The sequence below is a fragment of the Bacteroides reticulotermitis JCM 10512 genome, assembly GCF_000517545.1.
Taxonomy (GTDB): domain Bacteria; phylum Bacteroidota; class Bacteroidia; order Bacteroidales; family Bacteroidaceae; genus Bacteroides; species Bacteroides reticulotermitis.
This window is the reverse complement of sequence record NZ_BAIV01000061.1, coordinates 1-5,032: the sequence shown is the minus strand read 5'-3', so window position 1 is coordinate 5,032 and position 5,032 is coordinate 1. Positions and strand designations below refer to the sequence as shown.

Here is a 5,032-nt window from a genome sequence, read left to right as displayed (position 1 = left end):
AGGCTTTTCTAAAAACGGCGGCTACCTACTCTCCCACAATTACGCAGTACCATCGGCGTGACGAGGCTTAACTTCTCTGTTCGGAATGGGAAGAGGTGGAACCCTCGTGCTATAACCACCTAAAGAAGGTTATGACATGATGAAAAAGTAAATCTTATAATCTTACAAGCTAAACGGATATATCAAGCAAGCATGAGAAAGAAAGTGAACGGGCAATTAGTAATGCTCGGCTTTGATGTTACCACCTTTACACCTACATCCTATCAACGTTGTAGTCTACAACGACCCTAAGAAATCTAATCTTGTGGCTGGCTTCGTACTTAGATGCTTTCAGCACTTATCCAATCCCGACTTAGATACCCAGCGATGCACCTGGCGGCACAACTGGTAAACCAGAGGTCAGTCCAACACGGTCCTCTCGTACTAGTGTCAGAGCCACGCAAATTTCATACGCCCACGATAGATAGAGACCGAACTGTCTCACGACGTTCTGAACCCAGCTCGCGTGCCACTTTAATGGGCGAACAGCCCAACCCTTGGGACCTTCTCCAGCCCCAGGATGTGACGAGCCGACATCGAGGTGCCAAACCCCTCCGTCGATATGAGCTCTTGGGAGGGATCAGCCTGTTATCCCCGGAGTACCTTTTATCCTTTGAGCGATGTCCCTTCCATACGGAAACACCGGATCACTATGCTCTAGTTTCCTACCTGATCGACTTGTAAGTCTCCCAGTCAAGCGCCTTATGCCATTACACTCTGCGGACGGTTACCAATCGTCCTGAGGGCACCTTTAGAAGCCTCCGTTACACTTTTGGAGGCGACCACCCCAGTCAAACTACCCACCAAACAGTGTCCTCGCAACAACGAGTTAGAACTCAAATAATTAAAGGGCCGTATTTCAACAGCGACTCCACAAATACTAGCGTACCTGCTTCAAAGTCTCCGGCCTATCCTACACATCAATTACCCAAATTCAATGTTAAGCTATAGTAAAGGTTCACGGGGTCTTTTCGTCCCATCGCGGGTAATCGGCATCTTCACCGATACTACAATTTCACTGAGCTCACGGTTGAGACAGTGTCCAGATCATTACACCATTCGTGCAGGTCGGAACTTACCCGACAAGGAATTTCGCTACCTTAGGACCGTTATAGTTACGGCCGCCGTTTACTGGGGCTTCAATTCAATGCTTCTCTTGCGATGACATCTCCTCTTAACCTTCCAGCACCGGGCAGGTGTCAGGCTGTATACGTAATCTTTCGATTTAGCACAGCCCTGTGTTTTTGTTAAACAGTTGCCTGGACCTATTCTCTGCGCCCAACTTGCGTTGGGACCCTTTATCCCGAAGTTACAGGGTCAATTTGCCTAGTTCCTTAACCGTGAATCACTCAAGCGCCTTAGTATATTCAACCCGACTACGTGTGTCCGTTTACGGTACGGGTACCTCAAGGATAAGTTTAGCGGGTTTTCTAGGAAGTCTGTTTACACGCACTATTACTGCATTCCGAAGAATTTAGTATACTATCAGGTTCGAATCTCACAGCGGATTTGCCTACTGCGATCAACTTCTACACCCTTCAACGGACTATTCCGTCAGTCCGCGGCGCTATCACTACTCCGTCACCACATCACTCCTTAAGGTAGTACAGGAATATTAACCTGTTCTGCCATCGACCTCACCATTAGGCTGAGCCTTAGGACCCGACTAACCCTGATCCGATTAGCGTTGATCAGGAAACCTTAGTCTTTCGGCGAGGGGGTTTCTCACCCCCTTTATCGTTACTTATACCTACATTTGCGTTTCCACACGCTCCAGAGAAGCTCACGCTTCGCCTTCAACGCAGAGTGGAATGCTCCCCTACCGATGTAATTAAACATCCCATAGCTTCGGTAAAATGCTTATGCCCGATTATTATCCACGCCAAACTCCTCGACTAGTGAGCTGTTACGCACTCTTTAAATGAATGGCTGCTTCCAAGCCAACATCCTAGCTGTCTTAGCAATCTGACTTCGTTAGTTCAACTTAGCATTTATTTGGGGACCTTAGCTGATGGTCTGGATTCTTCTCCTTTAGGACATGGACCTTAGCACCCATGCCCTCACTCCTGAGATTAAACTAATGCGCATTCGGAGTTTATCAAGACTTGATAGGCGGCGAAGCCTCGCATCTTATCAGTCGCTCTACCTCACATTAGTAATACTCAAGGCTGCACCTAAATGCATTTCGGGGAGTACGAGCTATCTCCAAGTTTGATTAGCCTTTCACCCCCACCCTCAGGTCATCCGGAAGCTTTTCAACGCTTATCGGTTCGGTCCTCCAGTTAGTGTTACCTAACCTTCAACCTGCCCAAGGTAGATCACTTGGTTTCGCGTCTACTCCTTCCGACTAGCCGCCCTATTCAGACTCGCTTTCGCTTCGGCTCCGGGAATCAATTCCCTTAACCTTGCCGGAAAAAGTAACTCGTAGGTTCATTATGCAAAAGGCACGCCGTCACTGCTAAAAAGCAGCTCCGACCGCTTGTAGGCGCATGGTTTCAGGGACTATTTCACTCTTCTATTCGAAGTACTTTTCACCTTTCCTTCACAGTACTGGTTCACTATCGGTCTCTCGGGAGTATTTAGCCTTACCGGATGGTCCCGGCAGATTCACGCAAGATTTCTCGTGTCCCGCGCTACTCAGGATACCACTACGCTTCGTCTGGCTTAGTATACCGGGCTATCACCGTCTATGGCTTCTCTTTCCAGAGAATTCTACTCACCAAATATCATGCGACATCGTGGTCCTACAACCCCAATATTGCCGTAACAATATTGGTTTGGGCTATTCCCCGTTCGCTCGCCACTACTAGGGGAATCATTATTATTTTCTTTTCCTACAGGTACTAAGATGTTTCAGTTCCCTGCGTTAGCTTCTTGCAATGCAAGATGACATTCCTTCAGAATGCCGGGTTGTCCCATTCGGAAATCCGCGGATTAAAGGTTATTTGCACCTACCCGCAGCTTATCGCAGCTTATCACGTCCTTCATCGCCTCCGAGAGCCAAGGCATCCGCCATGCGCCCTTAATTACTTTCTTTCAAAACACACTTTAAAAGTGCGGCTTGATATATACTTTTAGCTTATTGATTTTACTAAAATTTACTTTTTGTTATCATCATGTCAAAGATCGTTTCTCATTAGATTACTAATAAGACTGTGGAGAATAACGGATTCGAACCGTTGACCCCCTGCGTGCAAGGCAGGTGCTCTAGCCAGCTGAGCTAATCCCCCAAGAGATTATACTTGGTAGTCCCAGGCAGAGTTGAACTGCCGACCTCTACATTATCAGTGTAGCGCTCTAACCAACTGAGCTATAGGACTGTCAGTCAACCTTGCCTTGCGGCTCGGCTTCTTTCGTTTCTCTTGTTTATATCTTAATTATATATTAAAATAAACAAGTACAAGTAGGAAAAATTAAAAGAACCAAAGAATGAATGTCATTGTAAGGCATCTCTCCAGAAAGGAGGTGTTCCAGCCGCACCTTCCGGTACGGCTACCTTGTTACGACTTAGCCCCAATTACCAGTTTTACCCTAGGACGCTCCTTACGGTTACGTACTTCAGGTACCCCCGGCTTTCATGGCTTGACGGGCGGTGTGTACAAGGCCCGGGAACGTATTCACCGCGCCGTGGCTGATGCGCGATTACTAGCGAATCCAGCTTCACGAAGTCGGGTTGCAGACTTCGATCCGAACTGAGAGAGGTTTTTGGGATTAGCATCCTATCGCTAGGTAGCTGCCTGTTGTACCCCCCATTGTAACACGTGTGTAGCCCCGGACGTAAGGGCCGTGCTGATTTGACGTCATCCCCACCTTCCTCACATCTTACGACGCAGTCTCTTTAGAGTCCTCAGCATAACCTGTTAGTAACTAAAGATAAGGGTTGCGCTCGTTATGGCACTTAAGCCGACACCTCACGGCACGAGCTGACGACAACCATGCAGCACCTTCACACTGGTCCGAAGAAAATCCTGTTTCCAAGATCGTCCAGTGCAATTTAAGCCCGGGTAAGGTTCCTCGCGTATCATCGAATTAAACCACATGTTCCTCCGCTTGTGCGGGCCCCCGTCAATTCCTTTGAGTTTCACCGTTGCCGGCGTACTCCCCAGGTGGAATACTTAATGCTTTCGCTTGGCCGCTTACTGTATATCGCAAACAGCGAGTATTCATCGTTTACTGTGTGGACTACCAGGGTATCTAATCCTGTTTGATACCCACACTTTCGAGCATCAGTGTCAGTGCCAGTCTAGTGAGCTGCCTTCGCAATTGGAGTTCTTCGTGATATCTAAGCATTTCACCGCTACACCACGAATTCCGCCCACCTCTACTGTACTCAAGAAACCCAGTATCAACTGCAATTTTACGGTTGAGCCGCAAACTTTCACAACTGACTTAAGCCTCCACCTACGCTCCCTTTAAACCCAATAAATCCGGATAACGCTTGGATCCTCCGTATTACCGCGGCTGCTGGCACGGAGTTAGCCGATCCTTATTCGTATGGTACATACAAAAACCTACACGTAGGCTCCTTTATTCCCATATAAAAGAAGTTTACAACCCATAGGGCAGTCATCCTTCACGCTACTTGGCTGGTTCAGACTCTCGTCCATTGACCAATATTCCTCACTGCTGCCTCCCGTAGGAGTTTGGACCGTGTCTCAGTTCCAATGTGGGGGACCTTCCTCTCAGAACCCCTATCCATCGAAGGTTTGGTGAGCCGTTACCTCACCAACTGCCTAATGGAACGCATCCCCATCGATTACCGAAAAACTTTAATGGTTCTCCCATGCGGGAAAAACATACTATCGGGTATTAATCTTTCTTTCGAAAGGCTATCCCCGAGTAAACGGAAGGTTGGATACGTGTTACTCACCCGTGCGCCGGTCGTCAGCAATCTATTGCTAGATCCTGCTACCCCTCGACTTGCATGTGTTAAGCCTGTAGCTAGCGTTCATCCTGAGCCAGGATCAAACTCTTCATTGTAAAAGTATTGTTT

At 47.8% G+C, this 5,032-nt stretch carries 2 tRNA genes and 3 rRNA genes; all 5 read right to left on the bottom strand.

What is annotated here, in order from left to right:
* Positions 1 to 12 precede the first annotated feature (12 nt).
* The 5 genes from rrf to JCM10512_RS20670 all read right to left on the bottom strand — a co-directional run bounded on the left by rrf (position 13) and on the right by JCM10512_RS20670 (position 5,019).
* Positions 13 to 123 (bottom strand): 5S ribosomal RNA (gene rrf / locus JCM10512_RS20690).
* Positions 124 to 196: 73 nt separating this feature from the next.
* Positions 197 to 3,075: ribosomal RNA gene (locus tag JCM10512_RS20685) — 23S ribosomal RNA — on the bottom strand.
* 120 nt (positions 3,076 to 3,195) lie between these two features.
* Positions 3,196 to 3,269: transfer RNA gene (locus JCM10512_RS20680), tRNA-Ala, on the bottom strand.
* A 13-nt stretch (positions 3,270 to 3,282) separates the two neighbouring features.
* Positions 3,283 to 3,359, bottom strand: a tRNA-Ile gene (locus JCM10512_RS20675).
* Positions 3,360 to 3,497: 138 nt separating this feature from the next.
* A 16S ribosomal RNA gene (locus JCM10512_RS20670) occupies positions 3,498 to 5,019 on the bottom strand.
* The 16S, 23S and 5S rRNA genes sit together here with 2 tRNA genes alongside, the layout of an rRNA operon.
* Between the last annotated feature and the right edge of the window lie 13 nt (positions 5,020 to 5,032).